This is a genomic window from Neolewinella antarctica, from assembly GCF_011927835.1.
Lineage (GTDB): Bacteria > Bacteroidota > Bacteroidia > Chitinophagales > Saprospiraceae > Neolewinella > Neolewinella antarctica.
On record NZ_JAATJH010000004.1, the window covers coordinates 291,407 to 315,735 of the forward strand.

General features: G+C 56.4%; 24 protein-coding genes. 14 read left to right on the plus strand and 10 right to left on the minus strand.

The annotated features are described in order from the left end of the window. Window positions 1–45: 45 nt before the first annotated feature. The 3 genes from GGR27_RS13420 to GGR27_RS13430 form a co-directional block, all read right to left on the minus strand. A complete protein-coding gene (locus GGR27_RS13420; RefSeq protein WP_168038127.1) occupies window positions 46–1,035 on the minus strand; it encodes a sugar phosphate isomerase/epimerase family protein in 990 nt (329 codons plus the stop codon). Between the two features lie 237 nt (window positions 1,036–1,272). Continuing rightward, the gene (locus GGR27_RS13425) at window positions 1,273–2,616 is read right to left on the minus strand and encodes a glucosaminidase domain-containing protein (protein ID WP_168038129.1); all 1,344 of its coding nucleotides are present in this window, start codon (window positions 2,614–2,616) and stop codon (window positions 1,273–1,275) included. 576 nt (window positions 2,617–3,192) lie between these two features. Continuing rightward, on the minus strand, window positions 3,193–3,330 hold the full coding sequence (locus GGR27_RS13430) for a hypothetical protein (protein ID WP_168038131.1): 138 nt from the start codon (window positions 3,328–3,330) through the stop codon (window positions 3,193–3,195). 234 nt (window positions 3,331–3,564) lie between these two features. Here GGR27_RS13430 and GGR27_RS13435 point away from each other — a divergent pair, with 234 nt between their 5' ends. The 5 genes from GGR27_RS13435 to mnmE all read left to right on the plus strand — a co-directional run bounded on the left by GGR27_RS13435 (window position 3,565) and on the right by mnmE (window position 8,901). After that, on the plus strand, window positions 3,565–3,804 hold the full coding sequence (locus GGR27_RS13435) for an acyl carrier protein (RefSeq protein ID WP_168038133.1): 240 nt from the start codon (window positions 3,565–3,567) through the stop codon (window positions 3,802–3,804). Between the two features lie 207 nt (window positions 3,805–4,011). Continuing rightward, window positions 4,012–5,277 (plus strand): beta-ketoacyl-ACP synthase II, encoded by a 1,266-nt coding sequence (gene fabF / locus GGR27_RS13440; protein ID WP_168038135.1) that lies wholly within the window; start codon window positions 4,012–4,014, stop codon window positions 5,275–5,277. 163 nt (window positions 5,278–5,440) lie between these two features. After that, a complete protein-coding gene (gene rnc, locus GGR27_RS13445) occupies window positions 5,441–6,184 on the plus strand; it encodes a ribonuclease III (protein ID WP_245184659.1) in 744 nt (247 codons plus the stop codon). A gap of 150 nt (window positions 6,185–6,334) precedes the next feature. Beyond that, window positions 6,335–7,498, plus strand: coding sequence for a sensor histidine kinase (locus tag GGR27_RS13450; RefSeq protein WP_168038137.1), 1,164 nt, complete (start codon window positions 6,335–6,337; stop codon window positions 7,496–7,498). After that, entirely contained in the window at window positions 7,495–8,901 is a 1,407-nt protein-coding gene (gene mnmE, locus GGR27_RS13455; RefSeq protein WP_168038139.1) for a tRNA uridine-5-carboxymethylaminomethyl(34) synthesis GTPase MnmE, read from the plus strand. The genes GGR27_RS13450 and mnmE overlap by 4 nt, the downstream gene beginning before the upstream one ends. A 112-nt stretch (window positions 8,902–9,013) precedes the next feature. Here mnmE and GGR27_RS13460 read toward each other — a convergent pair whose 3' ends face one another. Next, window positions 9,014–9,928: a DapH/DapD/GlmU-related protein gene (locus GGR27_RS13460; protein ID WP_168038141.1), complete on the minus strand. Its 915-nt coding sequence runs from the start codon at window positions 9,926–9,928 to the stop codon at window positions 9,014–9,016. A gap of 32 nt (window positions 9,929–9,960) precedes the next feature. Next, complete coding sequence (locus tag GGR27_RS13465; protein WP_168038143.1) at window positions 9,961–10,542, minus strand: SH3 domain-containing protein; 582 nt, start codon at window positions 10,540–10,542, stop codon at window positions 9,961–9,963. Window positions 10,543–10,741: 199 nt separating this feature from the next. On the opposite strand from GGR27_RS13465, the gene GGR27_RS13470 reads away from it, so the two are divergent. The 3 genes from GGR27_RS13470 (at window position 10,742) to GGR27_RS13480 (ending at window position 13,024) form a co-directional block, all read left to right on the plus strand. Beyond that, window positions 10,742–11,401 carry a hypothetical protein gene (locus GGR27_RS13470; protein ID WP_168038145.1) on the plus strand — a complete coding sequence of 220 codons (660 nt, stop codon included), beginning with the start codon at window positions 10,742–10,744 and terminating at the stop codon, window positions 11,399–11,401. A gap of 82 nt (window positions 11,402–11,483) precedes the next feature. Further along, entirely contained in the window at window positions 11,484–12,407 is a 924-nt protein-coding gene (locus GGR27_RS13475; protein WP_168038147.1) for a nucleotidyltransferase family protein, read from the plus strand. Window positions 12,408–12,601: 194 nt separating this feature from the next. After that, a complete protein-coding gene (locus tag GGR27_RS13480) occupies window positions 12,602–13,024 on the plus strand; it encodes a CBS domain-containing protein (protein WP_168038149.1) in 423 nt (140 codons plus the stop codon). Window positions 13,025–13,052: 28 nt separating this feature from the next. On the opposite strand, the gene hemB is transcribed toward GGR27_RS13480, so the two are convergent. Further along, a complete protein-coding gene (hemB, locus tag GGR27_RS13485) occupies window positions 13,053–14,048 on the minus strand; it encodes a porphobilinogen synthase (protein WP_168038151.1) in 996 nt (331 codons plus the stop codon). 331 nt (window positions 14,049–14,379) lie between these two features. On the opposite strand from hemB, the gene GGR27_RS13490 reads away from it, so the two are divergent. From GGR27_RS13490 to nadA, 3 genes are all read left to right on the plus strand, one after another. Next, window positions 14,380–14,772 (plus strand): hypothetical protein, encoded by a 393-nt coding sequence (locus GGR27_RS13490; protein ID WP_168038153.1) that lies wholly within the window; start codon window positions 14,380–14,382, stop codon window positions 14,770–14,772. A gap of 623 nt (window positions 14,773–15,395) precedes the next feature. Next, window positions 15,396–15,767 (plus strand): hypothetical protein, encoded by a 372-nt coding sequence (locus GGR27_RS13495; RefSeq protein ID WP_168038155.1) that lies wholly within the window; start codon window positions 15,396–15,398, stop codon window positions 15,765–15,767. Between the two features lie 206 nt (window positions 15,768–15,973). Beyond that, on the plus strand, window positions 15,974–16,981 hold the full coding sequence (gene nadA / locus GGR27_RS13500; protein WP_168038157.1) for a quinolinate synthase NadA: 1,008 nt from the start codon (window positions 15,974–15,976) through the stop codon (window positions 16,979–16,981). 114 nt (window positions 16,982–17,095) lie between these two features. Here the strand turns inward: nadA and GGR27_RS13505 are convergent, their stop codons facing one another. From GGR27_RS13505 to pyrE, 3 genes are all read right to left on the minus strand, one after another. Next, on the minus strand, window positions 17,096–18,082 hold the full coding sequence (locus tag GGR27_RS13505) for an alpha/beta hydrolase (RefSeq protein ID WP_168038159.1): 987 nt from the start codon (window positions 18,080–18,082) through the stop codon (window positions 17,096–17,098). A 60-nt stretch (window positions 18,083–18,142) separates the two neighbouring features. Beyond that, window positions 18,143–19,228 carry a M42 family metallopeptidase gene (locus GGR27_RS13510; RefSeq protein ID WP_168038161.1) on the minus strand — a complete coding sequence of 362 codons (1,086 nt, stop codon included), beginning with the start codon at window positions 19,226–19,228 and terminating at the stop codon, window positions 18,143–18,145. 92 nt (window positions 19,229–19,320) lie between these two features. Further along, entirely contained in the window at window positions 19,321–19,968 is a 648-nt protein-coding gene (pyrE, locus tag GGR27_RS13515) for an orotate phosphoribosyltransferase (protein ID WP_168038163.1), read from the minus strand. Window positions 19,969–20,065: 97 nt separating this feature from the next. On the opposite strand from pyrE, the gene GGR27_RS13520 reads away from it, so the two are divergent. The 3 genes from GGR27_RS13520 (at window position 20,066) to obgE (ending at window position 22,649) form a co-directional block, all read left to right on the plus strand. Further along, window positions 20,066–20,698 (plus strand): NUDIX hydrolase, encoded by a 633-nt coding sequence (locus GGR27_RS13520; protein ID WP_168038165.1) that lies wholly within the window; start codon window positions 20,066–20,068, stop codon window positions 20,696–20,698. Between the two features lie 217 nt (window positions 20,699–20,915). Further along, window positions 20,916–21,494 carry an adenylate kinase gene (locus GGR27_RS13525; RefSeq protein WP_168038167.1) on the plus strand — a complete coding sequence of 193 codons (579 nt, stop codon included), beginning with the start codon at window positions 20,916–20,918 and terminating at the stop codon, window positions 21,492–21,494. A gap of 117 nt (window positions 21,495–21,611) precedes the next feature. Next, on the plus strand, window positions 21,612–22,649 hold the full coding sequence (obgE, locus tag GGR27_RS13530; protein WP_168038169.1) for a GTPase ObgE: 1,038 nt from the start codon (window positions 21,612–21,614) through the stop codon (window positions 22,647–22,649). 25 nt (window positions 22,650–22,674) lie between these two features. Here the strand turns inward: obgE and GGR27_RS13535 are convergent, their stop codons facing one another. Further along, entirely contained in the window at window positions 22,675–24,132 is a 1,458-nt protein-coding gene (locus GGR27_RS13535) for a peptidoglycan-binding domain-containing protein (RefSeq protein WP_168038171.1), read from the minus strand. Between the last annotated feature and the right edge of the window lie 197 nt (window positions 24,133–24,329).

The window sequence follows — 24,329 nt, forward strand, 5'->3', positions numbered from 1 at the left end:
CCACAGACCACAGACCACAGACCACAGACCACAGACCAACTTTTTCTACCCCACACGTCCACCGTTCCTGCGGAGGATGTCAATCGTCCTGCGAATACCTGCATCAGCGGAGAGCTGTTTCCCTTCGTACTCAATCCCCACCCAACCTTTGTAGCCCGCTTCCTTAACGATGGTCATCATCTTAGCGTAATCCGTTGTCGTCTCGTTGCCGGTGTCGTCGAAGTCGTAGCTTTTTGCGGATACCGCCCTGGCGTACGGCATCAATTCGCGAACGCCCAGGTACCGGTCGTACTCTTCCCGACAGCCCTCCCCGGATACATCGCGGGTAATGCAGAAATTTCCGAAATCCGGCAGAGAACCGCAATTGCTCGCGTCCGCGTTCTTGAGTACGCCGGCCAGCCAACTTCCGTCGGAGCTGTAGCCCCCGTGATTTTCTACAAGTACGTTGACACTCGCTTTGGCCGCGTATTCACTAAGCTTACGCAGGCTTTCACTTGCACCCTTCGCCACCTCCGCCCGGCTGCCTTCCCCCGCGGCATTTACCCGAATGCTGTGACAACCCAGAAAAGCGGCGGCGTCGACCCATTTGTGGTGGTTTTCTACGGCGATGTTGCGGGCAGTCTTATCCTTGTCACCCAAGTTGCCTTCCCCGTCAATCATGATGAGTAGCGACTTGACTTCCTGGTCACGGGCCCGCTGCTTCATTTGCGCGAGGTACGCCGTGTCTTTGGCTCGATCCTTAAAGAACTGGCTAACGTATTCCACACCACCCAAACCGTAGGTCTCGCGGGCCGTCCGGGCAAAATCGAGGTTGTCTAACTGCTTGGCAAACAGGGCCTCGTTTAGTGACCACTGGGCGAGGCTGATGTCGAACCAGGTGTCGGTAGGAAACCAGTCTCTAACCGTGGGCACGTCCGCGGTAGCGTCGGCGACGGCGGGTTTGGTGGAGCCTGAGGTGCACGCGTAACCGAGGCCGAGCAAGGAGAGCCCGGCGCCGGCCCGGGAGGTGGTTTGGAGAAAGTTTCTTCTTTGCATAGTCGTTTAATTGTACTCGGGTACACGGGCGCGTTGGAGGTCGCAGCGCGCGAGGCTCACCGCTGGCTAACGTACCACTGCGGGTTATTGCACCGGAAGTGGTACACTATTTGTGGCCCGTACCGGATTCTCGGGCAGTGCTTTTTGTGCGGAGCGACAAGCAAACGGTACGATACTGCCGCTGCTGCTCTCCGCCCGGCTGAGCCAATGCTGGCCCAGCCAAATTAGTCTCTTACACTACTTAACCCGTAACTGCTGACCCACGGAGATATTCGTGCCGCTCATGCCGTTCAACCGTTGCAGGGCGGTAACCGTCAGGCCGTACTGGCGGCTGATGGAGTAGAGGGTATCCTTAGCGCGGACGTTGTGGTAAGTCGGATTATTCCCTGGAGTAACAACGGTGGGTGGTGCCGTGGTTGGTGGGTTGGTGAAGCGAGGCTCCGTTTCCGGGGTTGTTGGAACGGACGGTCGGGTCGTGCGGGGCGTAACGACCTGACCCGCGTCGGGGCTGGGCCGGCCAGCATTCGAACCGTCACTGTTGTCCATCTCCACCTGACCGCTGGGCGTAGTAGGAACGTTTGGCTGATTAAGAACCGGTTGGCGGGCGGCGCCCTCCAGTTGGGGGGCTTCCTTAACCTTGCTGCCGCGTAGTTTGATGCGTTGGCCCGCGCTCGGGTCGGCATTTTCTTTCAGCCGGTTACGGCGAGCCAGAATTTTCAGGCGCAGGCCGTAGCGCTGCGCTACGTCGAAAAGGGTTTCACCGGATTCTACCGTGTGGTATGCTTCACGACCCCGGTAAGCCCGGCGCTTCTTCTGTAAGTAGACCCGTTCGCCCGAATTAATGCGCTGGCCATTGTTGTTTAAGTTCTCGTTGTACGAAAGTAGGCGCTCGACGCTCAGGTCAACCTGCTTGGCTACTTCGGCGACCGAGACGGGTGCCTCGCTGATGAAATAAGTGACGTCGTTCGTGCGGAGAATGCCGCTGACGACCTCGTTGACGGGGCCTTCAACGTTAACCGGGTCCACGGCACCGGGGCGGTCGTACTGGGTGAGGTTGTACCGGTCGATCAGAGAAATTAATAATTCGGGGTAGCGCGGGTTGGTGGCGTAACCAGATTTGCGCAGTCCCCGCGCCCAACCTTTATAGTCGGTGGGCTTGAGGCGAAAAAGAAAACCGTAGCGAAATGCTTTGGCCGGGTCACGGAGGAACTCGGAGTGGGCTACGAAGCTCGCTTCCGGGTTCCGGTACTGGCGAAAGCAGCTTTTTATCAGTTGGCCTTTAGAATTGTAATCATCGTCCTTTTTGTAATACTCTTCTCCCTTCCAGTTTCTACCGCACTTGATGCCAAAGTGGTTGTTGGCGGTACGCGCCAGCGTGCTGCGGCCGGCGTCGCTCTCGAGCAAACCCTGAGCGAGTTTGATGCTCGCCGGAACGCCGGAGCGTTCCATCTCACGCATGGCAATCTTGTTGTAGCGTTTTACGTAGGCAGCCTGGTCCGCGGAGTACACCCGGGAGGAAGCTGACAAATCGGTAGCGCCCAGGCACACCAAGGCCAGGAACAAACAAAGAAATTTTGGCATCATCAGTAAGTTTGAAATTCTGTGTGTTATTGAGTGTCGGAGCTGGCGCTTAAAACTAAATTCCTAAAAAGTTGGCTTTCTCCGCTCGCTAAAACGGTTACTCGCGTAAAACATCAACGGTCCGGACCAAACAAAACATATCCGGCGCCAGGCGAAGTAAAGAAAGAATAAGGGGAAATTAAATTTTCTCCACAACTTATTAACAATATAATTTTTGTAAACGCTTGGCTAGCAGCAAAATGTTATAACGCCGAGTTAGTATAAACTTATCGCGTCAATACGTTGGCCTCCGCAGTGGCGTCCTGGCAAAAAAAGTGATATTAGTAATTGAGGTAGTCATCAGAAGTTGGTTATTCAGCTAGCGGTGGGTAACCTGATTCAATAGCATAATCACGTGCGGGACCAATCACGGTAAAGTGGCCCAGCCTACGCTGATTGCATAAGGTGGTGCTGGATTGCGCGGCCGCGGGTGCAAGGGTATCTTGTTAGCGGAGCAGGGCAGCGGCAAAGTACCGTCACTTTGTGGTGGCGATCAGACCGCTTGCCCCCAGTCTACTAAATCGAACGGTCTGCGGGCTACCACGAGAAAGTGATTTCCAGCTTACGGCCGGTACGTAGGGCAAAATCTACTTTTTGGTAACTGTCAGTAAGCGTATCAGCCCCCACAATACGCACGAAGATCAAAATAACTTCCAGGATTTTGCGCAGCGTCATAAAGTATTGAAGGTCAGAAAAATACGACACAAGAAACGGCTTTTAAAAACTCAAAACCGCTCAAAAAACAGCGGGAAACGCGCTAGCGCTGGTTGTTTCGAAACATCTTTGCCTATACTTACGCCGTTCTAATCAAAACCACGGTGAAAATTCGCCCAGCCGGGTAAATTTGTTAAAGTAAGGTTCAAAGCCTTTCTTTGCGCCGTAATTGTTCATTAAATCGCCAACTACATTATGGCTAGCATAGAAGAAAAAGTAAAACAAATCATCGTCGATAAACTCGGCGTGGATGAAGCGGAAGTCACCTCGGAGGCCAGTTTCACCAATGACCTCGGCGCCGATTCACTCGACACCGTGGAACTGATCATGGAATTCGAAAAGGAATTCGACATCAGCATCCCCGACGAGCAGGCAGAAAACATTCAAACCGTCGGCCAGGCGGTTACTTACCTGGAAAGCAGCGTCGAGAAGTAACTCTCCCGGCCCGCTTTACGAAAACTACCGCCGCTCGGTGCGCCCTCCGGGCCGCGGGCGGCGGTTTTATGTTGCCCGGCCCTCCGTGGGCGCTAGCATAGCAATCCGTGGCCATCCAAACCCAGCCAGTACCGGCCCGAAGGTGAAATGGGCGGCGCTTCCTGCGGGCTCATTTACTTTTGCCCATTCTTGTTGAAAATTTACCTTATGAAACGCGTAGTAGTAACCGGTCTTGGTGCCCTGACGGCCATCGGCAATAACGTCCCCGAATACCTGGCCGGCCTGCGTGCGGGTAAGAGCGGTGCCAAACCCATCACTTTATTCGACGCCACGCAATTCAAAACCCAGTTCGCCTGCGAAGTAAGCGACTGGGACCCCACCGACCGGCTCGATAAGCGCGAAATCCGCCGCCTGGATCGGTACATCACGATGGCCCTGTACGCCGCCGACGAAGCGATGCGCATGGCCGGCATTTACAACGACGCGGGAGAAAAGATTTTCGAGCTCGATCCCGACCGCTCCGGCGCCATCGTCGGCAGTGGGATCGGCGGCCTCGGTTCCCTGGAAACGGAAATCACTGATTTCACCAACGGAAGTGGCGTGCCGCGCTACAACCCGTTTATGATTCCCAAGATGATCGCCAACATGGGCGCGGGGCACATCAGTATCGCCCATAATTTGCGGGGCCCGAGCTACGCCACGGTCAGCGCCTGCGCTTCCGGCGGGCACGCCCTGGCCGCCGCCGCCGATGATATTCGCCTCGGCCGGGCTGACTTCATGGTCAGTGGCGGTAGTGAAGCCGTCGTTACGAAAGTAGGAGTGGGTGGGTTCAACTCGATGAAAGCCCTGAGTACTCGTAACGACGACATTAAAACGGCCTCCCGCCCCTACGATGCCGACCGCGACGGATTCGTGCTCGGTGAAGGTGCCGGTATCCTAATTCTCGAAAGTCTGGAACACGCCCGGGCCCGGGGCGCGAACATCCTGGCTGAGGTCGTCGGTTACGCCGCCAGCTCGGACGCTTACCATATCTCCGCCCCCCACCCGGAAGGTGCCGGCGCGAAAATGGCCATGGGTAACGCCCTCAAGTACGCCGGGCTCGAGCCTGCGGACGTAGACTACATCAACACCCACGGGACGTCGACGCCAATCGGCGACACGGCGGAGTTAAAGGCCATCCAACTCGCTTTCGGCGAGGCGGCCTACGACCTTAACATCAGTTCGACCAAGTCAATGACCGGTCACCTGCTCGGGGCCGCCGCCGCGATCGAGTCCGTCGCCTGCATCCTGGCCATCCAGCACAACTTCATCCCACCGACCATTAATCACTTCACGGATGACCCGGCAATCGATCCGAAACTGAACCTGACGTTCAATAAAGCGCAGGACAGGCGGGTGGATGTCGCATTAAGTAATACCTTTGGATTCGGTGGTCATAATTCGGCGACCGTTTTTAAGCGCTTCGTGGATTGATTCAAACCAATTTTACGGAAAGAATTTTCCTGATTAAGGAATTATAGATGCTCACCGCAATTAGCATTGCTAGTTTCTCAACCGTCGATGACTCCGTGCGCTTTCCTTGTTTCCCGTTTAGAATAGCCCGCTGCGCTCCTGAAATTTAACCCCCGAGTAACCATTGATTAAGGCAATACGTCGGTTCTACAATTATTACCTTTCCCCGGAGCGCGAGCTCGTCCGGCGTCTGCGTCGTCTCCTCGGCTTCACCCCCGCCTACCTGAAGGTGTTCAAGCTCGCTTTCCAGCACAAGAGTAACAACCAAGATACGGACCCCAATGACCCCTACGGTGGGCAGAACAACGAGCGCCTGGAATTTCTTGGCGACGCGGTGCTGGGCACCATCGTAGCGGAATACCTTTACAAGAAGTATCCGCTCGGAGATGAGGGCTTCCTGACCAAGATGCGCTCCAAGATCGTCAAACGCAACAGCCTCAATAAGATCGGGGACAACATGGGCCTCGATGAGTTGCTGAGTACCTACAACAACGTCCGCATTGCTAAATCCATGCTCGGTAACGCGGTGGAATCACTGGTCGGAGCCATCTACGTCGAGCAGGGTTATAAGGGAACAACTAGATTCGTCGTCAAGGAGATGCTGCGTAACTACGTCGATATCACGCATTTGGAAACGTTCGACGACAACTACAAAAGTCAGTTGCTGGAGCACTGTCAGAAGAACGGACGGCGGGTAGATTACTCCGTCGTCAAACGCTTCAAGCAGGACAAGCGGGACCGGTTCAAAGTAGCCGTCCTGGTGGACGGGCAGAAACTGGCGGTGGGGGAAGACTTCAACAAGAAAGCAGCGGAGCAAATCGCCAGTAAACGCGCGTTGGTGGATATGGGGTTGAAGGTTAGCAAGTAAGGGGCGTCGCTGAGCGTAATGTTTTAAGCGTCTGTTTGCTCCTTTCCCAGATCAGCCCAGCACTCCTAATCCCGATAGCTATCGGGATCGGGACCGCGCCTCCGTATATTTTCGACCAGGGTCGACGTTTGGAGTAGGTGAAATTACGCTATGGATATTCTGAAAACACCCTCACGCTGGCCGCTCTACCTTGGAATAGCCGGGCTGGCGATCGTGTTGATTTCCGTCTGGTACACTAACCAACTGGCGACCCAACTGGCGGAGATCGAGGAGCGGCAGATCATGTTATCCGGCCAGGCCCTGGAACGAATCAACTCGCTCGGGATCGACGAAAGCATCTCCCGCGACGTGACGTTAGAAAATGAATTGCTGGCCGTGCTGCGTACCGTACCCAGCGTACTGGTCAGCGCCGGTTCGGGAAAAGTGGACAGTTGGGAGCAAATCGGGACCCGGGACACGAACGAAGTACAACGGCTGGTGGAGCGGTGGATCGACCAGGGTACCGTACCCGTCCGAATGGACCAGCAACTGGTTTACTTCGGGGAAAGCAGGTTACTGCGCCAACTGCGGTATTTCCCCCTCGTACTCTTTTTTCTGATTGCCGCCTTCATCATACTGGGGTACATCGGCCTCAACCAGACCCGGAAATCCGAGCAGAACCGCGTGTGGGTCGGCATGGCCAAGGAAACCGCCCACCAACTCGGTACGCCGATCAGCGCCATCCTGGGCTGGGTCGAGCACCTGAAGTTGATGTACGCCGACGATGCGGACATTATGGAGGTGAGCGACGAACTCCGGCACGACGTGGAACGCCTCTCGATGGTTGCCAACCGGTTTTCCAAGATCGGGGCGACGCCGCAGTTGACGGCCACCAATATTTTTCGGGAGCTGAACCGGTGCCGGGAATACATGGAAAAACGCGCGCCGCGTAAAGTGATGTTCGACTTTCCCGCGCCGGACGCGGGCGATTTGCGGGTCGCCATCAACCCCCTCCTTTTCGACTGGGTCATCGAAAACCTGCTCCGCAACGCGCTCGACTCGATGGACGGGAAGGGGCAAATCTCCGGACACATCAGTGAGCACGGTAACCGGGTGTACATCGACATCACCGACACCGGCAAGGGCATCGAAGCGAAGAACGTTCGTAAAGTGTTCAACCCCGGATTCACCACCAAAAAGCGGGGTTGGGGGCTGGGGCTGAGCCTCGTAAAGCGCATCATCGTGGAGTACCACAAGGGTAAAATTCAAGTTTCGCGCTCGCAGCCCGGGGTGGGGACGACCTTCACTATTTCTCTACCAAAAGTCTCGTCATGAACGACATCATCGTCGCCATCGCCACCCCGCCCGGGGAGGGCGCCATCGGTATCGTCCGCCTGTCCGGTGAGGGGTGCATCGAACTAGTTAACACCATGTTTGCCGGCCCCTCCAAATCTGGGCTAGCAGAAAGTAAACCCAGAAGAGCACTGTTCGGAAAATTCACCGCCCCCGACGGTGAGCTAGTGGACGAAGTAGTCCTCACCACCTACCGCAACCCCGCTAGCTACACCGGGGAGGATGCCGTGGAGATCTCCTGCCACGGTAGCCCCTACATTCTCAGCCGGGTTACGCAACTCTGCATCGACGCCGGTGCCAAAATGGCCCAGCCCGGTGAGTTCAGCCAGCGGGCGTTCTTGAACGGTAAACTGGACTTGAGCCAGGCCGAAGCCGTTGCCGACCTCATCGCCAGCCAGTCCGCCGCCGCCCACCGCATTGCGCTCGGGCAGCTACGCGGCGGGGTGAGTAACGAGATCAAAGACCTTCGTACCCAACTCATTAATTTCGCTTCGTTAATCGAGCTGGAACTGGATTTTGGGGAAGAAGACGTAGAATTCGCCGACCGGGATGATTTACGGCATTTGGTGGAAAAGATTCGTACGAAAATCGATGCGCTGGTTACTTCCTTCCGCCTGGGTAACGCCATCAAGATGGGGGTAACCACCGTAATTGCGGGCCGGCCGAACGCGGGGAAGTCAACGCTGCTCAACGCGCTGCTCAACGAAGAACGGGCCATCGTTTCCCACATCCCCGGCACGACGCGCGACACGATCGAGGAAACCGTCAACGTCGGCGGCGTCACTTTCCGGCTGGTCGACACGGCCGGCATCCGGGAGGCGACGGATACGATCGAGGCCATCGGCGTCGAGCGGGCGATCGAGCGGGTGGCGACGAGCCACATCCTGGTCTACGTATTCGACGTGGTGGAAACGGACCCGGCTACTCTGACGGCGGATTTGGATAAGCTTCACCGGGAAGGCCTAGAACTGATCGTGGTGGGGAACAAGATGGACCTGAACCCCTACACTATGTACGAGCAGTACTTCGGGGAAGATTACGGCGGCAAGTTTTCCGTCCCGCGGGGCCGCTTTATTCCTATGATCGCGCGGGACAAGAGCAACCTGGGCTACCTGCAGGAAACCTTGCTAGCGACGGCCACCGGCGGGGTAGGGGGGCTGGACCAGGGGCAGGTGATCCTTTCCAACGCGCGGCATTACGACGTGCTGAACCGGGCGGATCAGGCGCTGGCGCGGGTGCAGGGTGGCATGGGCGCGGGCGTTAGCCAGGATTTCGTAGCGATGGACATTCGCCAGGCACTGCGGGAGCTGGGGGAGATCACGGGAGAGATTACTACGGATGATCTTCTGGGGAATATCTTTTCTAATTTCTGTATCGGAAAATAGTAGGAAGATTAGGCGGTAGTTGGGTAGGCGGTAGGCGCGTATGACACGCGTTGGAGTAGCTCCGCCTACCGCCTACCGCCTACCAGACTACCGCCTACTGCTTCCCTACCACCTACAAATCCTTCAATTTCCGCAAAGCCAACAAATCCCGAAAAGCCACCCGCGATTCCTGCGCCGGGGAGCCGAAGTAAGATTTTCCGATTTCGGTGTCGTCCCCGAGGCCGGACTGAGCGAGGATGACGGTTTTGTCCGCCAGGGTAAGGTTCTGGGCGATACCCGCCTGACCCAGCAGTACGCACCAGTCACCGAGGGTAGTGTTACCGGCTATACCTACCTGAGCGGCGAGGAGACAGTGTTTGCCAATTTTGCAGTCGTGGCCGATCTGGACTAGGGCATCGATTTTCGTTCCCTCGCCAATGACGGTGGGGGAGGAGACGCCCCGAGAAATGTTGCAGTTGGCGCCGATTACGACGTGGTCTTCGATGATGACCGTGCCGCCACTGCGCCAGGAGCGATAGCCCTCCTGGACTTTTTTAAAGTAAAAAGCTTCTTCCCCGATCACGGCACCCGCGCCCACGTAGACATTGTCTCCCAGCCGGACGCCCTCGCACAACACTGCATTGGGGCCGATGTAACAATGCTCCCCCACCACGACCCCGGCACCCGCGACCGCGCCCGGACCAAACCGCGTAAAGGCGCCGATGGAAGCGCTGCGGTCCACGAAGCCCGTCCAATTCGTTGCCGACCGCTCATTGCCCACCAAGTCATTGTAGGCACCGAACGGGTTCGGGGTGACGATGAGCGCCTTGCCCGGCGGACACACGGCCGCTTTGTCGATCAAGACCACCGAAGCGGCCGAAGCCAATGTTTTTGCGTAGTAGCGGGGGTGGTCAACGAAGCAGGCATCGCCCGCTTCGACGTGGTGGATCTCGTTGAGCCCCGTGATTTCGACGGTGCCGTCACCGATTAGTTCGGCCCCGAGGCGGGCGGCGAGGTCGGCGGCGAGGATGGGTTGGGAAAGGCGCATGAAGGATGAATTTTGGACCGGAGTGAGAACAGTTAATCCGTTATCACGCCCCCTTGCTTGTACTTGTAGTAGGAAACGAGGGCGCCGTAGACCCAGCCCCGCTTGCCGTTCGGCAGTTCAATTTTTACCCAGGGCGCCGTTGGCGTGATGTCACCCAGGTCGATTTGATAAAGCGAATCCGTCACCTCGCCCAGAAAAATTGACTCTCCGTAGAGCGGCAGCCGCGCCACGATCCCGTTGCGCAGGGATGGCCCCGACCGCACGTTAAGCCCGTCAATGGTGCTGTAAAGCGTCGTTACCTTTTGTATCACCGTCCGGACTCCCTGGCCGCGCACGACCGAGTCGCCGGGCATCGGCGTCGTCAGCCCCCGCAGCACCGCGGCGGCTTTGGCGGCCTGTTCGATGCTGTCTAGTTTACGCTGAAAGTACTGTTGGTTGTCGCGCTCCTGGAGCGTATCCAAGTAACTGCGCCGCGTAGCCTCTTCCGTCTGCTGGGCAAATTCCGGATCGGCCGAGCTGCACTGGCGCATGGCCCAGAAGAGGAAAATGAGCGTGACGATCGACATGAGGATGAAGGGGACGAGGCGGGCGTTGTTGTATTTCGTTTTTGACATCTAGCTTGGCGTGGATCAGTAGGGATAAAGTGGGGCGAAGTTACGGCGGGCTAGGGTAGTTCGCTCCCTCCTGTCCCAGTCCCTTTCCCCACTCTCCGCAGTACACCGGTGAGAGGGGAGATTTAACGCGTGGCGAAAACCGGAAAAATTACGATACCCGGAAAAACAAATACCCCGTCGTTAACTTTATTAGAGCCTAATGCACGCCAACCACTACTCCCAAACCTACCGGCAGATCCGCGACGATGATCCGCGCGACTATCAGCGGATCATCCGTACCTACGAGGAACGTGAGGCGGAGATCGGTCGGCTCGACGTGTTGGAGAATTTTCAGCTGACGGTTTATTACGCCGACGCCCTCTTCGCCACTGGCGCGCACCGGCAGCACCTGATGATGGTCGACCTTGTCATCGAGACCTCCATGCGACACAGCATCCACGAGGTGGAAGGGATTACCGGCGACGTATTTCACCACCTCCTTTTCAAGAAAGCCGCCAGCGCTTTTCGGGAGCAGCGTTTCGACGTTTCTAGCCACGTTGCGCGGGAGTTGGTCCGTATGTTGCCCGGGCGGGAATTGAACGTGCGGTTTCTGCGGGCGAGTTTGTTTCGGCAGCAGGGGCGCATACTGCAGTACGGGCGGGCGGGTTTTGTGGCGTGTTTGCTAGTGGCCGCGGCGCTCATCGTGGCCGAAATTCTAATCTGGCGCAACGTTTACCCCGAGTTCGTCGCGTTTTCCCAGCTAGCCATTGCGGGGACTTTTACCGTGGGCATCTTGCTCCTACTGGGTTTTTACGGGTACGCCTACAGTAAAGCACATTACGCAGCTTACGGATTTCAGCGGGCCGCAAAGAACAAATAAGGCGGCAACTACCTATTATGAGGGCACTATCCGCGCGACGGGACTACCCTTCGTGCCCCATCCTTAAATTCACCCAACACTAATGGACAAAGCAAAAAAACCAGCCCTCGTAATTCTCGCCGCCGGAATGGGCAGCCGCTACGGTGGCCTCAAACAGATCGACGGCGTCGGCCCCAGTGAGGAAGGCATCATCGAATACTCCGTTTACGACGCGATCCGCGCCGGCTTCGGCAAGGTCGTTTTTGTCATTCGTAAGGACATCGAAGCGCCCTTCCGGGAGAAGTTCGACGGTAAGTTCGGCGACAAGATCAAAGTCGAGTACGCCTTCCAGGGAATGGATAGCTTTGTCCCCAACGACGTGGACCACACCAAACGGGAAAAGCCCTGGGGCACGACCCACGCCATGCTCGTGGCCAAAACCGTGATCGACGCTAACGAGCCTTTTGCCGTCATCAACGCCGATGATTATTACGGTGTGAAGGGCTTCCAAAAAATGGCGTCATTCCTCGTCGCCGAAGCCACGCCCACACTGTTTTCCATGTGTGGCTACGTGCTGCACCGGACGCTCTCCGACCACGGCACCGTCAACCGTGGCGTAGCCGTCGTGGCCGAAGACTACCTCCTGAAGGACGTCAACGAGCGCCTCAAGATCTCCCGTGGTAAGGACAAAAAAGTCACCTACCTCGGTGAAGATGGCCACCGCTACGAGTTAGCTGACAAGGACGTCGTTTCCATGAACTTCTGGGGTTTTCATCCCTCTATCTTCGACACGATCGAGCAAGGGTTCGCTGAATTCGCGCGCGAGAACACGGGCAACCCCCGGGCGGAATACCTCATCCCCGAACTTATCGACGGCATGATCAAGGACGGCTCCGCCAAGGTCAAAGTCCTCGTTACCGACGACAAGTGGTACGGCGTGACTTATCAGGAAGACAAGCCGAAAGTACAGGAAGCCTTTGCGATGCTGGTTGCGGAGAACACTTACCCGACGCCGCTTTTTAGCTAGGTCAGATTCAACAAATTTTCTCTTACCGTCCTCCGGATTCAGGCGCTGTCGCAGGTGCAAGGAACTCCGGGGGACGGTATTTTTATGTGAGTGGGTATCGAAGGAGATGATTTGCGGCGTTTTGGTTGCACAAGTGCCGTAAAATGAGTAGTTTAGGGGCATCCACCCCAAGGAGCCGTAAATTCTTTAATCTTATGATGAACGAAGAAGTACGGAGTATTATGTCTACCCGTGTTACCACCGTCCTGCCGCAACATACCGTTGGCGAGGTCCTTAAAATTATGCAGCGCAAGCGGCTGCAGCAACTCCCCGTGGTCGACGACTACCAGCGCCTGGTTGGCATCATTACCTCCTACGATTTGTGGCAGAACTGCCAACAGCGTGATTACGAGAACACGCTCGTCGGTCAGCTCATGAATAAAGACGTCGTCAAACTTGCGCCGAAAGACAAGGTTGGTACCGCCGCCGAGTTATTCATGGACCGCCGCTTCAAGACCTTGCCGGTAGTGAATTTAGACAACAAACTTAAGGGAGTGGTCACGGCCTTCGACGTGATTCGGTATAGTTTTAAAAAGGAATACCCGGAACCCATTCTTTACGGAAAAAGACTTCAATGAGTACACGTTTACTTTAAATGGCGTCCGTTCACACCCGCCCGGACTTCCACCAGGAAGCATAATCTTTTGCGAAGTACGTGATGATTACGTCCGCCCCGGCGCGCTTGATGCTCAGTAAGGCTTCCGTGGCGGCGGCTTCGTAATCCAGCCAACCCCGCTCGGCGGCGGCCAGGAGCATCGCACACTCTCCGGAGACGTGGTACGCCGCTACGGGCAGTGGGTGGGCCTGGTGAAGGTCACGAATGATGTCGAGATAGTTGATGGCGGGTTTGACCATCAGGTAATCTGCGCCTTCCGCCGCGTCGAGCGCTGCCTCGCGGAGGGCTTCCCGTCGGTTGGCCGGGTCCATCTGGTACGACTTTTTGTCGGTTGGGACGTCTTCCAGTAAGCGGGGTGCGCTGTCGAGTGCGTCGCGAAAGGGACCGTAAAAGGCGCTGGCAAACTTAGCGCAGTAACTCATGATCGCCACGTCGGTAAATCCTTCCTCATCGAGCGCCCGGCGGATGCTACCGATGCGCCCGTCCATCATGTCGCTGGGGCCGATGATGTCGAAGCCGGCTTTTGCCTGGGCGACGGACATGGCGTCCAGCAAAAGCAAAGTCTCGTCGTTGTCGATTTTTCCGTTAATGACCACGCCGTCGTGCCCGTCGGAGCTGTACGGGTCGAGGGCAACGTCGGAAACCAGGCAGATATCCGGATATTCTTTCTTGAGGCGGGTGGCGGCGTGGAGGTAGAAATTCTCGTGGCTCGTTGCGTACGTCCCCGTCTTGTTCTTGTGCTCTTCCGGGACGGCGGGGAACATGATGAAAGAATGAATACCCAACTTAATGCACTCCCCAACCTCGATCACTACTTCCTCGATACCCAGTCGAAACGTACCCGGTAAGCTCTGCACCGGTAGCCGCGCGTTTGGGTCGGGCATTAGAAAGATTGGCTGCACGAGGTGGCTGGGTAATAATTCCGTTTCACGAATGAGGCCACGGATGGTGGCGGAGTGGCGGTTGCGGCGGGGGCGGGAGAGCATGTAGAGGCTTTTAGGCGGTAGTTTTTTAGGCGGTAGATGAGTAGGCGGTAGATAACCCACAACTATAACCCGATCACTCAACAAGGTTGAAGAAGGAAGTTATTATAGTTACACGAGATTTGTAATAATTCCACAAACTATGACTCAAGCCCCACATTCGCGCCTACCGCCTACCGCCTACCGCCTACCGCCTACCGCCCCCACCCACCATGTCACCCAAAAGACGCATCTTTAAAGCACCACAAACCGTTTACGGATTGCTAACTTTTACCACCCCGGGGTTGACCGATGCACGATCGAACTAAGCTCCCCGAAGAAAAACTACCGCGACATGGGTGTCTTCAAATTTCTCAAACCACCTTCCCACCAACAGTTCTCCTACAAGCCCCGCTACTGGAACCCCAAAAAGGAGGAAGCCGAGCAGCGCAACGCACGGATCGAGCAATTACAGAACGGAGGCATCGACGCTATGAAAACCCGTATCTCCGGTGGATTTCGCAAGGGCGCTGGTGGTGCCGCGGCCGGGACGTACCGCAACCAGCGCGTTAAACGCTCGAACGGGACGCTGTTTTTGGTCATCATCGGGCTGCTCGTAGTTAGTTATTTTGCCATCGAGGTGTACTTCCCCGACTTCTCCGGCTGGCTCAATACCGAACTCCCCCAGGCACCCGCGGAAGCGCCACCGGTGGATAACGCGCCGACCATGGAAGTGGAAGAACTCTAGTACTATCCGCATTTGAAATACGGAAATCTGTCGTTGTTGAGCGTTTGACTCGTGCGGGGCGATGGAAGCGTTGCTGATGGGTGAAAAGCCGGGCTGCCTCTAAATTTGTGGCCTTAGTTGAGAAAAATTAACTTTTTGCAACTTCTTTCATTTATTTGACATTCCTTGAGGGTTCACAATTTGCGTTCATTACTGCGCACATAATCCACGATTAACCACACTGTCTTCCCCCGTCACCCCAGTATCAACCACCTTTTGTAACTTATTTGTGAATTTTGCTCAACGCTGCCGGGTCGTATCGGCTGCGTAACGCTTTCAGGCTTAAAAACTTAAGTCTATTTTCACGTTCTCTCTACAGTGCTTGCGCTCGGTATCTCTTTCTACCGAGTTAGTTTTTACGAGCATTCAGCAAAAGTTACAACAAGTGAACAAATTTACTCCGCAGGGCGCCCGCCGTCTTTCTACCCCAGCTCGAACGATTTTTAATACCGTTGCAGTTGGGGAGTCACCTACCGAGAATCGGTACGGTATGACTAAAGTGGAGTTTGAAGTGTACGAAGAAGATTGCCTGGAGTCAACGCGGATGTGCGCGGACGCCCACCATTATTTCTCGACTACGCCCGATGTCCTTGCTAACTTCTTTTAAGCCGTTTCACGTTTACACCCTGCGCAAATCTTTGGGGTCAACTACCCGCCCCCAGCGCGTCCTGCTCATCACCGCTCCGCAATTCGCCGACCGCCGACAGCAAGAAACCCTCTCCGTTCTTCCCCTTTCCGCCGTTAATCGCCCGGTTGAATCCGACATCCGGGTCAAAATACTGAGCCCCCGCGAGGGTGGCAGCGCGGAACTCGACTGCACGCATTATTGCGCCATCGATGGTATTCTACCGATTCAGAAAATAAACCTGATCGCTCATTCCGGATCGGAAATTCTCGAAGAAGAGAAGCGGGAGATCCGTCGAAAACTTGGTGACTATTTAGGATTGTCGCGCTAGCTTTGTTTGGCGTCAACAGTAAATTAGTTTTGGCGTATCTCTTCCATGGTGAGCCATAATTTATGGGTCGGAACCGCCGGGGGCGAGATTGTGTTAAGAAAGCAAAGCCGATAACGACAAGTAAGTTTGACTTAGTTTAATAACAAAGCTAAGCAACCAATGTCCCGGCACGACGTTACCTTAGTGAACCGCAAAAGCCCTGAATTATGTCCGCAGATATCCACCTCGCCGCTGAGCAACTCGGTAAAATGGGTTACCTCGACCTTGACGTCGACCCTTCGCTGGATCTCGTCGCGGCCATCAATCAGCTCAAGAAAGAGAAAAACGCCGTCATCTTGGCGCACTATTACCAGGAGTCGGAGATTCAGGACGTTGCGGATTACATCGGCGACAGTCTCGGTCTTAGCCAGCAGGCGGCCTCCACGGATGCGGACATCATCGTTTTTGCCGGCGTCCACTTTATGGCGGAAACGGCTAAGATGCTTAGCCCGAGCAAGAAAGTATTGCTTCCCGATTTGAAAGCAGGTTGCTCACTGGCGGATTCCTGCCCCGCGCCCGTTTTTCGCAAGTTCAAGGAAAAATACCCCGACCACAAAGTCGTCAGTTACATCAACTGCACGGCCGAACTCAAAACGCTGACCGACGTCTGCTGTACGAGCACGAACGCCAAGTACATTATTGACTCTTTCCCCGCCGACCAGCCGCTAATCTTCGCGCCCGACATCAACCTCGGTCGCTGGCTCGTGAAGGAGACCGGGCGTGACATGGTACTTTGGAACGGCTCCTGCATGGTGCACGAGATCTTTAGCCACGAGAAGATTACCAAACTGAAGATCAAGCACCCCAATGCTGCCTTCATTGCCCACCCCGAGTGTGAATCCCACATTTTGGACGCAGCTGACCACGTCGGTTCTACCTCCAGCCTGCTCCGCTTTACCCGCGAGAGTAAGTACCAGGAGTTCATCGTTGCCACCGAGTCCGGCATCCTGCACCAGATGATCAAGGATAGCCCCGGCAAAACGTTCATTCCCGCGCCCCCCAACAATGCCTGCGCCTGCAACGACTGCCCGCACATGAAGCGGAACACGATGGAGAAGCTCTACACCTGCATGAAGTACGAACTCCCGGAGATCCACCTGGAAGACTGGGTAATCGAGAAGGGCCGGGCTAGCATTGACCGAATGTTGGAAATCTCCGCCCGGGCCGGTCTGTAGAGGAAATTACACCTAACAGAATCATAACAGCGAGGGTTAGTATCAGCGAACAAGCGATGCTAACCCTCGCTGTTTTACGTTTGCCTACCGCCTACCGCCTCTACGCCTACCGCCTCACTCCAACCCCCGCAGAAAGCGAAGCGCCTCCCGAACCGGAGTCTCCGTATCCCCCGACATAATTTCCGAGCCCAAAAAATGCGTCTTTGGGGTAGGCAGTGCTTTCAGTACGTTCTCTGCTTTTGCCGTAGCGAAGGTGGCGTGCATTTTCGGATAAACGTCCACTTCGACGCGCTCGTCCTCGTTGAGGCGGTCTTCGTAATAGTAGAGCGTGAGTACGGGGCAGGTGATTTTTTGGAAGGTAGCTTCGGTCATGGTCGAAGCCACTAGGGTTTGTAAATGGACTAAGGCAGTCGTGGTAAAGAGCGTATCGAAGTACTGGTTAGCACCGGGCTCCTCGTAGCTTACTTCGCGCAACCCGTCGGTCATCCCCACCAGCGCGGCGATCTCCGCCCCCCACGGGGTACCGAGTAACCAGGCCCCGGGCATGTCGTCCTTGACGTTCGGGGAGAAGTTGACCAGCGCGTGTACGTCTTGCGGAAACTCTGCCGCTAACTTCAGGGCCAGCGTTCCGCCGGTAGAGGTGCTGAGGATGACTACTTTCTCGCCGATCGCTTTGCCGATCGTCAGTGCCTCCTTCGCTTCCGCCCAGGCCGACTCGGCGGTGAAGCCCACCATGGAGTGTGGGGGCTCTAGTCCGTGAGCACCCCAACGGGCTACGTAGATGTTCGCTTCGAGGCCGTCCGCCAGGTGGTAGTTAGCGGGGTAAGCGTCGCCGAAACTGCCCCCGAAACCATGTAGGTAGATTACTGCGTATTCGGTTTTGGAGGGCACGGAATCATGAAAACGAACGTGGGCGTTGTTTCCTTCCCGGATGGGTTGGCCCGCTTCGCGCTCACTCACCAACTGTGCTATTTCCGCCAAATTACCCGGCACCCGCGGCAGCGCCGTATCGTACACTGGCTCCGGCAATTTGGGGCCCGTAAAATAAGTGATCGCCAAAACCACGACCACGGCACCAGGAATCCAGTAACGCTTCTTCATGGAGCTATTACCGGATCACCCAAAACGATGTTCTAATCTACCGTTTGCAGTATAAGAAGGCTACACCTCAAAATACTTCCAACTCATCCCGTCTTCAATCTTCAGCAGCGTCTCGTAGATCAGTTTAATCACCCCTTCCACGTCATCCTTTGCGGCCATTTCCACCGTCGTGTGCATGTAGCGCAACGGCAGGGAAATCAGCGCCGAGGGCACGCCCTCGTTGGAGTAAGCGAAGGCGTCCGTGTCGGTGCCCGTCGCCCGGCTGCTGGCCTCGCGTTGAATGTCGATCTCTTTCTCGGCGGCGGTATCGATGATCAGTTTCAGCAATTTGTTGTGAACGGCGGGGGCGTAGGTTACGCTCGGACCGTGGCCGGCCTTGACGTCGCCGAGTTTCTTTTTGCTCAGCAGAGGGGTGCCGGTGTCGTGCGTCACGTCGGTAATGATGGCGACGTGCGGCTTGATCTTGTGGGCGATCATCTGCGCGCCCCGCAGGCCGATTTCTTCCTGCACGGAGTTCACCACGTACAGGGAGTAGGGAAGCTCGATGTTGTTCTCCTTGATCATTCGCGCGACCTCCGCGATGCAGAAGCCCCCCATGCGGTTGTCGAGCGCGCGGCCACAGTAGTAGCGGTCGTTAAGGATTTCGAGCTCGTCGGGGTAGGTGATGACGGTACCGACGTGGATGCCCATTTCCAGAACCTCGTCCTTATCCTTCGCACCCACGTCGATAAAGATATTATCGATTTTGGTCTGCAGTTTAGCGTCGTCTCCCCGCCGCGTGTGGATAGCTGGCCAGCCGAAGACGCCCCGCACCATGCCCTTGTCGCCGTGGATATTGACGCGTTTCGAAGGGGCGATCATGTGGTCGCTACCGCCGTTACGAATCACGTTGATGAAGCCATTGTCGCTAATGTGGTGCACGAACCAACTGATCTCGTCGGCGTGGCCTTCGATCACGACGCGGTAGTCTTTGCCGGGGTTGATCACGCCGTACGCCGTTCCGTAGTTATCCAGGCCGACCTCGTCGACGAAGGGGCGGACGTACTCCAACCACAATTGCTGCCCGGGGGCTTCGAACCCGGTTGGGGAAGCGTTATTGAGGTACTTGTGAAGAAAGGCTTCTGATTGTTGGTTGATAATCGGCATATGGTATGGTGTATAAAGTTTAAGGCGTGGCCGCGGGTGCGAGCGGATTTGGGAAGGAGCGGACTAACTGTGCAAAAGTCCACCACTCGCTACTAAGACCCGCTGCGCGTAAAAGTTTCGCTCCAGGTGCGTGGGTCCTGTCGCCAAGCAGCTAGGGTAGTCGCCGCTTCACTGGAAATGTGGCCCTGATCGACGGCTACTTCCAGCAAAGCACCGTAACCACTCATGGTCGCCAGAAGAACTTCCGATTGCTCGAAAGCCCGGGCGGCGGCGGGAAACTCGTAGGTAAAAATGGCCACGGCGCCGGCAACCTTGCCGCCCGCGGCGCGGAGGGCTTCGATGGCTTTTAACGAGGAGCCACCGGTGGAAATGAGGTCTTCGACGACGAGGTAGCGTTTGCCGTTTTCGAGCCGGCCTTCGATCTGGTTCCGGCGGCCGTGTTCTTTCGCGCTCGACCGCACGTAGATGAACGGTAGGCCGAGGCGGTCGGCCAGCAGCGCCCCGTGGGGGATGCCGGCGGTAGCCACACCCGCGACGCCTTCGACGTTTTCGAACCGCTTGGCTAATTCGACGAAGCCGTCGAGCACCTCACATCGGATGGTGGGGTAGGAAAGCAGTACCCGGTTATCACAGTAGATGGGGGAGCGCAAGCCACTGGCCCAGGTAAAAGGATTTTCCGGTCGAAGTTTTACGGCTTCCGCTTCCAGCAGGCGGCGAGCGATGGTTTTTGCAGTGGTCATTTAGTGGCGTAAGTGGCTAAGAAACGAATGAAAGTCAGTATCATGGGGCGTGATGAAGCGTTCTCGTCGCACCAGCAAATACACAAATAGCCCGCAAATGTACGTAATCTACGTCAACGACCGCCCGATTCGCTTGCTCTCCGGTTCCACCCCCAGCACCAGCCCCGACTTAGTCGAGACCCCGAGTACTCACCTCACCGCTCGCTACGGCGGCAAGGCCCACTCGTTACTTAATTACGTGGACATGCTGGAGAAGGGAAGCCCCAAGGTAAAGTCGGTAGACATCGTGCACGACGACCTGGAAGTGCTCTGGAAAGACTTTAAAGGTCATTTCGAATGGATCGCCGCCGCCGGCGGAATAGTGAACCGTCAAAACAGCGCTAAAGTCCTGTTTATCTACCGGCGCGGTTTTTGGGACCTCCCGAAGGGCAAGCTCGACCCCGGCGAAGACGCCCCGACCGCGGCCCTGCGGGAAGTACAAGAAGAGACGGGGTTAAAGGAAGTAAGCCTGGGTGAGCAATTACCCACGACGTACCATACCTACCGCAAGAAGAAAGGAGCGCGCGTGCTCAAACCCACCTACTGGTACCGTATGGAAAGCAACCAACTGGAGCTGCGGCCCGAAGCCGCCGAGGGCATTGAGCGGGCTGAATGGCGGGAAATTCGCTCCGTCCTGGACGACGAGCTTCCCATCTACCACAGTCTGAGGCATTTGCTGGAAAACATCTAAGCAACTCTTGCCGAAGCGAAGGAGCACTACTCAAGCCAGTAAGTATCGCCGAACATTTCCCTCGCGACAAGCGAATCCACCGCAGTCTGGTCGGAGATGGACCATCTTCCACCACCGTCTGGACGGACACCATTTAAGTAAGTTTAATAATTACGTTAAGCAGAATCCCTCAGCGGCCCACGGGTTGCTATATTTGCGTTTAACCGACTCCACCGCTATGTACAACTTAATTCTCTTCGGCCCCCCAGGCTCCGGAAAAGGCACCCAGGCCGCCAAACTACTAGCCAAGCACGGCTTCGTGCACATCAGCACCGGCGACATGTTTCGCTACGAACTGAGTAACAACACGCCGCTGGGCCAGGAAGCCCGTAGCTACATGGACAAAGGGGATCTCGTGCCGGACGAAGTGACGGTCGCAATGTTGCGCAAACGCGTGGAGCAAAACCCGGGCGTCAAGGGGTTTATCTTCGATGGCTTTCCCCGTACGGACCCGCAGGCAGTCGCCCTCAACGAATTGATGGAGGAAATGGGAACGCAAATTGACGCCCTCATCCTGCTGGAAATCGACGAAGGCGAAGTAGTAAAACGCATTCTCGGCCGCGGCGCGACAAGTGGCCGCGCCGACGACCTAATGGAAGAAACCATCCGCACCCGCTTCAAGAACTTTTTGGCCTACACGACGCCCGTTTACGAGTATTACAATAAGCTCGGCCTGGCGCACAAAGTGAACGGAATGGCTTCAATTGATGAAGTAGGCGCCTCGGTGAGCGCCATTGTTTCACCGAAACTCAAGTAGAAACAGAGCATTGTGGCCGCGGGCGCGTTCAGTCAGTCACTATCACTCGGGCTTATGCCGGGGGAGGCAGTGCAATTTAACTAACAGCAACCCGCCCACGGCGGGTAAAATTCTGTCATGGCAAACGGGAACTTCGTCGACTACGTAAAAATTTATCTCCGCTCCGGCGACGGCGGGGCCGGGTCCGCTCACTTCTACCGCGCGAAGGGCATCCTGAAGGGTGGCCCCGACGGTGGTGACGGTGGCCGGGGTGGCGACATTATCCTCAAGGGAAATCGTAACCTCTGGACCCTCCTCGGCTTCAAGTACCGCAAGCACACCAAGGCCGCCCACGGCGGTGGTGGCCGGGAGAACAATCAGTACGGAGCGGACGCCGACGACATCATTCTGGAAGTCCCGGTTGGTACCTTAGTGCGCAACCCGGATACGGGCGACGTCCTTTTCGAAATTGCGGAGCACGACCAGGAAACGGTCATCGTCCCCGGCGGCCGGGGCGGGAAGGGTAATACGTTCTTTAAATCCTCTACCCACCAGACACCCCGCTACGCCCAACCGGGCGAAGAAGGGGAGGAGGTCTGGCGTATCCTCGAACTCAAATTACTGGCCGACGTGGGGCTGGTGGGCTTACCCAACGTGGGCAAGTCGACCCTGCTCTCCGTCATGTCTGCGGCTAAGCCGGAGATCGCCAATTACGAATTCACGACGTTGGTGCCCAACATCGGCATGGTCCAGTACCGTGACGGAAAGTCGTTCGCCATGGCCGACATTCCCGGCATCATCGAAGGTGCCCACGAGGGGAAAGGCCTGGGGCACCGCTTCTTGCGCCACATCGAGCGCAACGCGACGCTACTCTTCTGCATCCCCGCTGACGCCGACGACATCCGTGGCCAGTACCAAATTCTGCTCAACGAGCTCCGGCAGTACAACCCCGAGCTTATCGATAAGCCCCGCATCCTCGCTTTGACGCGGGCGGACATGGTCGACGAAGAGCTAAAACAGTTGCGTAAGGAAGAGATACCGACCGATTTGCAACACCTCTATATCTCTTCCATCACCGGCGAAGGGATCACCGAACTAAAGGACTTATTGTACGAGAAGGTGATTGCCGAGCGCGAAGATGGTGATGACCAGAAGATGGCGATGGAGGGGGAGTAGCGAATCCGCCGCTCTGTATTATCAGCTAAAGAAACCGGTCGAGTTGGGCGCCGTTAAGGTTTTCCATCATGGCGATGGCCAGGTCGCGCGCCTCGATGTTGCCAAGTCCTTTGTTGGCGTAATGTTGCTCCAACCGGGCCTGACTTTGGTGGTAACTCACTCGGTAGGCGGTAACGATTTGCGCGTGGAGCGGATCTTCCGTCGCCCAGTCGTTCAAATTAGCCCAGACTGTTTCCGCCCACTTAGTCGTGGCGTTTCTTGGGGCATCCTTGAGTTTCTCCGTGGCGGCAAAAAGTGGCGCACGTTGTTGTGCCAGGAGGCGCGCGCGTTCGACGTTAGTGTTGCCGGCGGCAAGGTCTTCCACAATGGTCAACATGACGGATACTTCCGGCCACTGGCTTACGGCATTGCGCTGTGCGTCCGCCGGTGCGAAGGCCGCGCTGGAGAGTAATCGATATTTCCGAATCTCGGGGAGTTCGTTCCACGCCTTGGTGTACGCCGCCGTGGTGCCCGGCCCGTAAAGGCCGTCGATGGCTCCGGTATAGTAACCCTTTAGCTTCAGCGTTTCCTGCAATTCGGCCACGCTGTGGCGCTTGGTGGCGCCGTCGAGCTTGGGTAGCTCCGCGCCTGCGGCAGCCGCCGGGAGGGTGGTGGAAGCAACGAGGGTGCTAGTTGTTTTTTGCGCCGTGCTTACGACGGGGGTGGGCGCGGTCGCGGGTGCAATGGAGGTTGGGGAGGGAGCCGTGGGGACTTTGGTGTAAGTACTTGGGCTAGCCTCACCGAGGGTGGCTGCCGTACCCGTTAGCTTAGTAGGCGTACCGGCAGCAGTTGGGGTAACGGTGTTTTGAGAATCACCGGGGGTGTTAGTTGACGCTGAACCACTCGTTCGTGCCGGCTCGCCCGCGGGGATGGAAATAAATGGCTTTTTCAGACCCGTCTCAAAGGCTTCTACCGGGATGGCCCGCAACGACGAAACTTGCTTGATGAAGGCATCGCCGTAGCCCGCTTTCTTGACAACGGCCAGATTCGCTTTCGCTTCCGCGGCGTTATCGTAGGGGCCGGTCAGGATTTTGAGATTACCGTCGAGTGACTGGACGTGCAGCGAACCGATGGGCTCGTACTTCTTCCAGGGTGTCGGCTTATTCGCGGCCTGGAAAGCAAATTGAATGAACGTCTGCGTCTGCCCGGCGCCCTCCGGTAAGTTGAGCACGCGTGCGTTGCGGAAACCGAGCTCGTTGAGTTGGTCCGCAATGGCGACGGCTTTCGCCTGGTCGGTGAACTGACCGACGTACACTTCTGACTCGTTGGGTGACACCTCCAGGTTATACAGGTAGCCCAAATTTCCAATCTCGGCAAAGTCGGCGGACCGCACGTCGCGGAAAACCCCCGCTCGCACGGTGTAAGCATCCTGAGAAAATAACTGCCCGGTCAGAAAAGTAAGACAGAGGAAAGCAAGGGTACGGGGAAGGAGTGCGTGTGTCATGGAGATCGTGATGTTCTGGTGGTGCCGCGCGGAGACGACGGTGGTGGCCGGTAAATTTTGGTGAGCCGGCGGCTTAACGCGACCGTAACGTAAAATTAGCCGGCGAGTTATGCCGCCGCCCCAACTTATTACTCCCAAATGGAAGGTAGTTCGTAGGCTATAAAGCAGGAAGGTACAAATATCTCGAAAGATGTTTT

Bases quoted from the DNA above. Each gene is read 5' to 3' on its own strand.
- GGR27_RS13420 (WP_168038127.1), bottom strand. From the start codon at position 1,035: ATGCAAAGAAGAAACTTTCTCCAAACCACCTCCCGGGCCGGCGCCGGG.
- GGR27_RS13425 (WP_168038129.1), bottom strand. From the start codon at position 2,616: ATGCCAAAATTTCTTTGTTTGTTCCTGGCCTTGGTGTGCCTGGGCGCT.
- GGR27_RS13430 (WP_168038131.1), bottom strand. From the start codon at position 3,330: ATGACGCTGCGCAAAATCCTGGAAGTTATTTTGATCTTCGTGCGTATT.
- GGR27_RS13435 (WP_168038133.1), top strand. From the start codon at position 3,565: ATGGCTAGCATAGAAGAAAAAGTAAAACAAATCATCGTCGATAAACTC.
- fabF (WP_168038135.1), top strand. From the start codon at position 4,012: ATGAAACGCGTAGTAGTAACCGGTCTTGGTGCCCTGACGGCCATCGGC.
- GGR27_RS13450 (WP_168038137.1), top strand. From the start codon at position 6,335: ATGGATATTCTGAAAACACCCTCACGCTGGCCGCTCTACCTTGGAATA.
- mnmE (WP_168038139.1), top strand. From the start codon at position 7,495: ATGAACGACATCATCGTCGCCATCGCCACCCCGCCCGGGGAGGGCGCC.
- GGR27_RS13460 (WP_168038141.1), bottom strand. From the start codon at position 9,928: ATGCGCCTTTCCCAACCCATCCTCGCCGCCGACCTCGCCGCCCGCCTC.
- GGR27_RS13465 (WP_168038143.1), bottom strand. From the start codon at position 10,542: ATGTCAAAAACGAAATACAACAACGCCCGCCTCGTCCCCTTCATCCTC.
- GGR27_RS13470 (WP_168038145.1), top strand. From the start codon at position 10,742: ATGCACGCCAACCACTACTCCCAAACCTACCGGCAGATCCGCGACGAT.
- GGR27_RS13475 (WP_168038147.1), top strand. From the start codon at position 11,484: ATGGACAAAGCAAAAAAACCAGCCCTCGTAATTCTCGCCGCCGGAATG.
- GGR27_RS13480 (WP_168038149.1), top strand. From the start codon at position 12,602: ATGATGAACGAAGAAGTACGGAGTATTATGTCTACCCGTGTTACCACC.
- hemB (WP_168038151.1), bottom strand. From the start codon at position 14,048: ATGCTCTCCCGCCCCCGCCGCAACCGCCACTCCGCCACCATCCGTGGC.
- GGR27_RS13490 (WP_168038153.1), top strand. From the start codon at position 14,380: ATGGGTGTCTTCAAATTTCTCAAACCACCTTCCCACCAACAGTTCTCC.
- GGR27_RS13495 (WP_168038155.1), top strand. From the start codon at position 15,396: ATGTCCTTGCTAACTTCTTTTAAGCCGTTTCACGTTTACACCCTGCGC.
- nadA (WP_168038157.1), top strand. From the start codon at position 15,974: ATGTCCGCAGATATCCACCTCGCCGCTGAGCAACTCGGTAAAATGGGT.
- GGR27_RS13505 (WP_168038159.1), bottom strand. From the start codon at position 18,082: ATGAAGAAGCGTTACTGGATTCCTGGTGCCGTGGTCGTGGTTTTGGCG.
- GGR27_RS13510 (WP_168038161.1), bottom strand. From the start codon at position 19,228: ATGCCGATTATCAACCAACAATCAGAAGCCTTTCTTCACAAGTACCTC.
- pyrE (WP_168038163.1), bottom strand. From the start codon at position 19,968: ATGACCACTGCAAAAACCATCGCTCGCCGCCTGCTGGAAGCGGAAGCC.
- GGR27_RS13520 (WP_168038165.1), top strand. From the start codon at position 20,066: ATGTACGTAATCTACGTCAACGACCGCCCGATTCGCTTGCTCTCCGGT.
- GGR27_RS13525 (WP_168038167.1), top strand. From the start codon at position 20,916: ATGTACAACTTAATTCTCTTCGGCCCCCCAGGCTCCGGAAAAGGCACC.
- obgE (WP_168038169.1), top strand. From the start codon at position 21,612: ATGGCAAACGGGAACTTCGTCGACTACGTAAAAATTTATCTCCGCTCC.
- GGR27_RS13535 (WP_168038171.1), bottom strand. From the start codon at position 24,132: ATGACACACGCACTCCTTCCCCGTACCCTTGCTTTCCTCTGTCTTACT.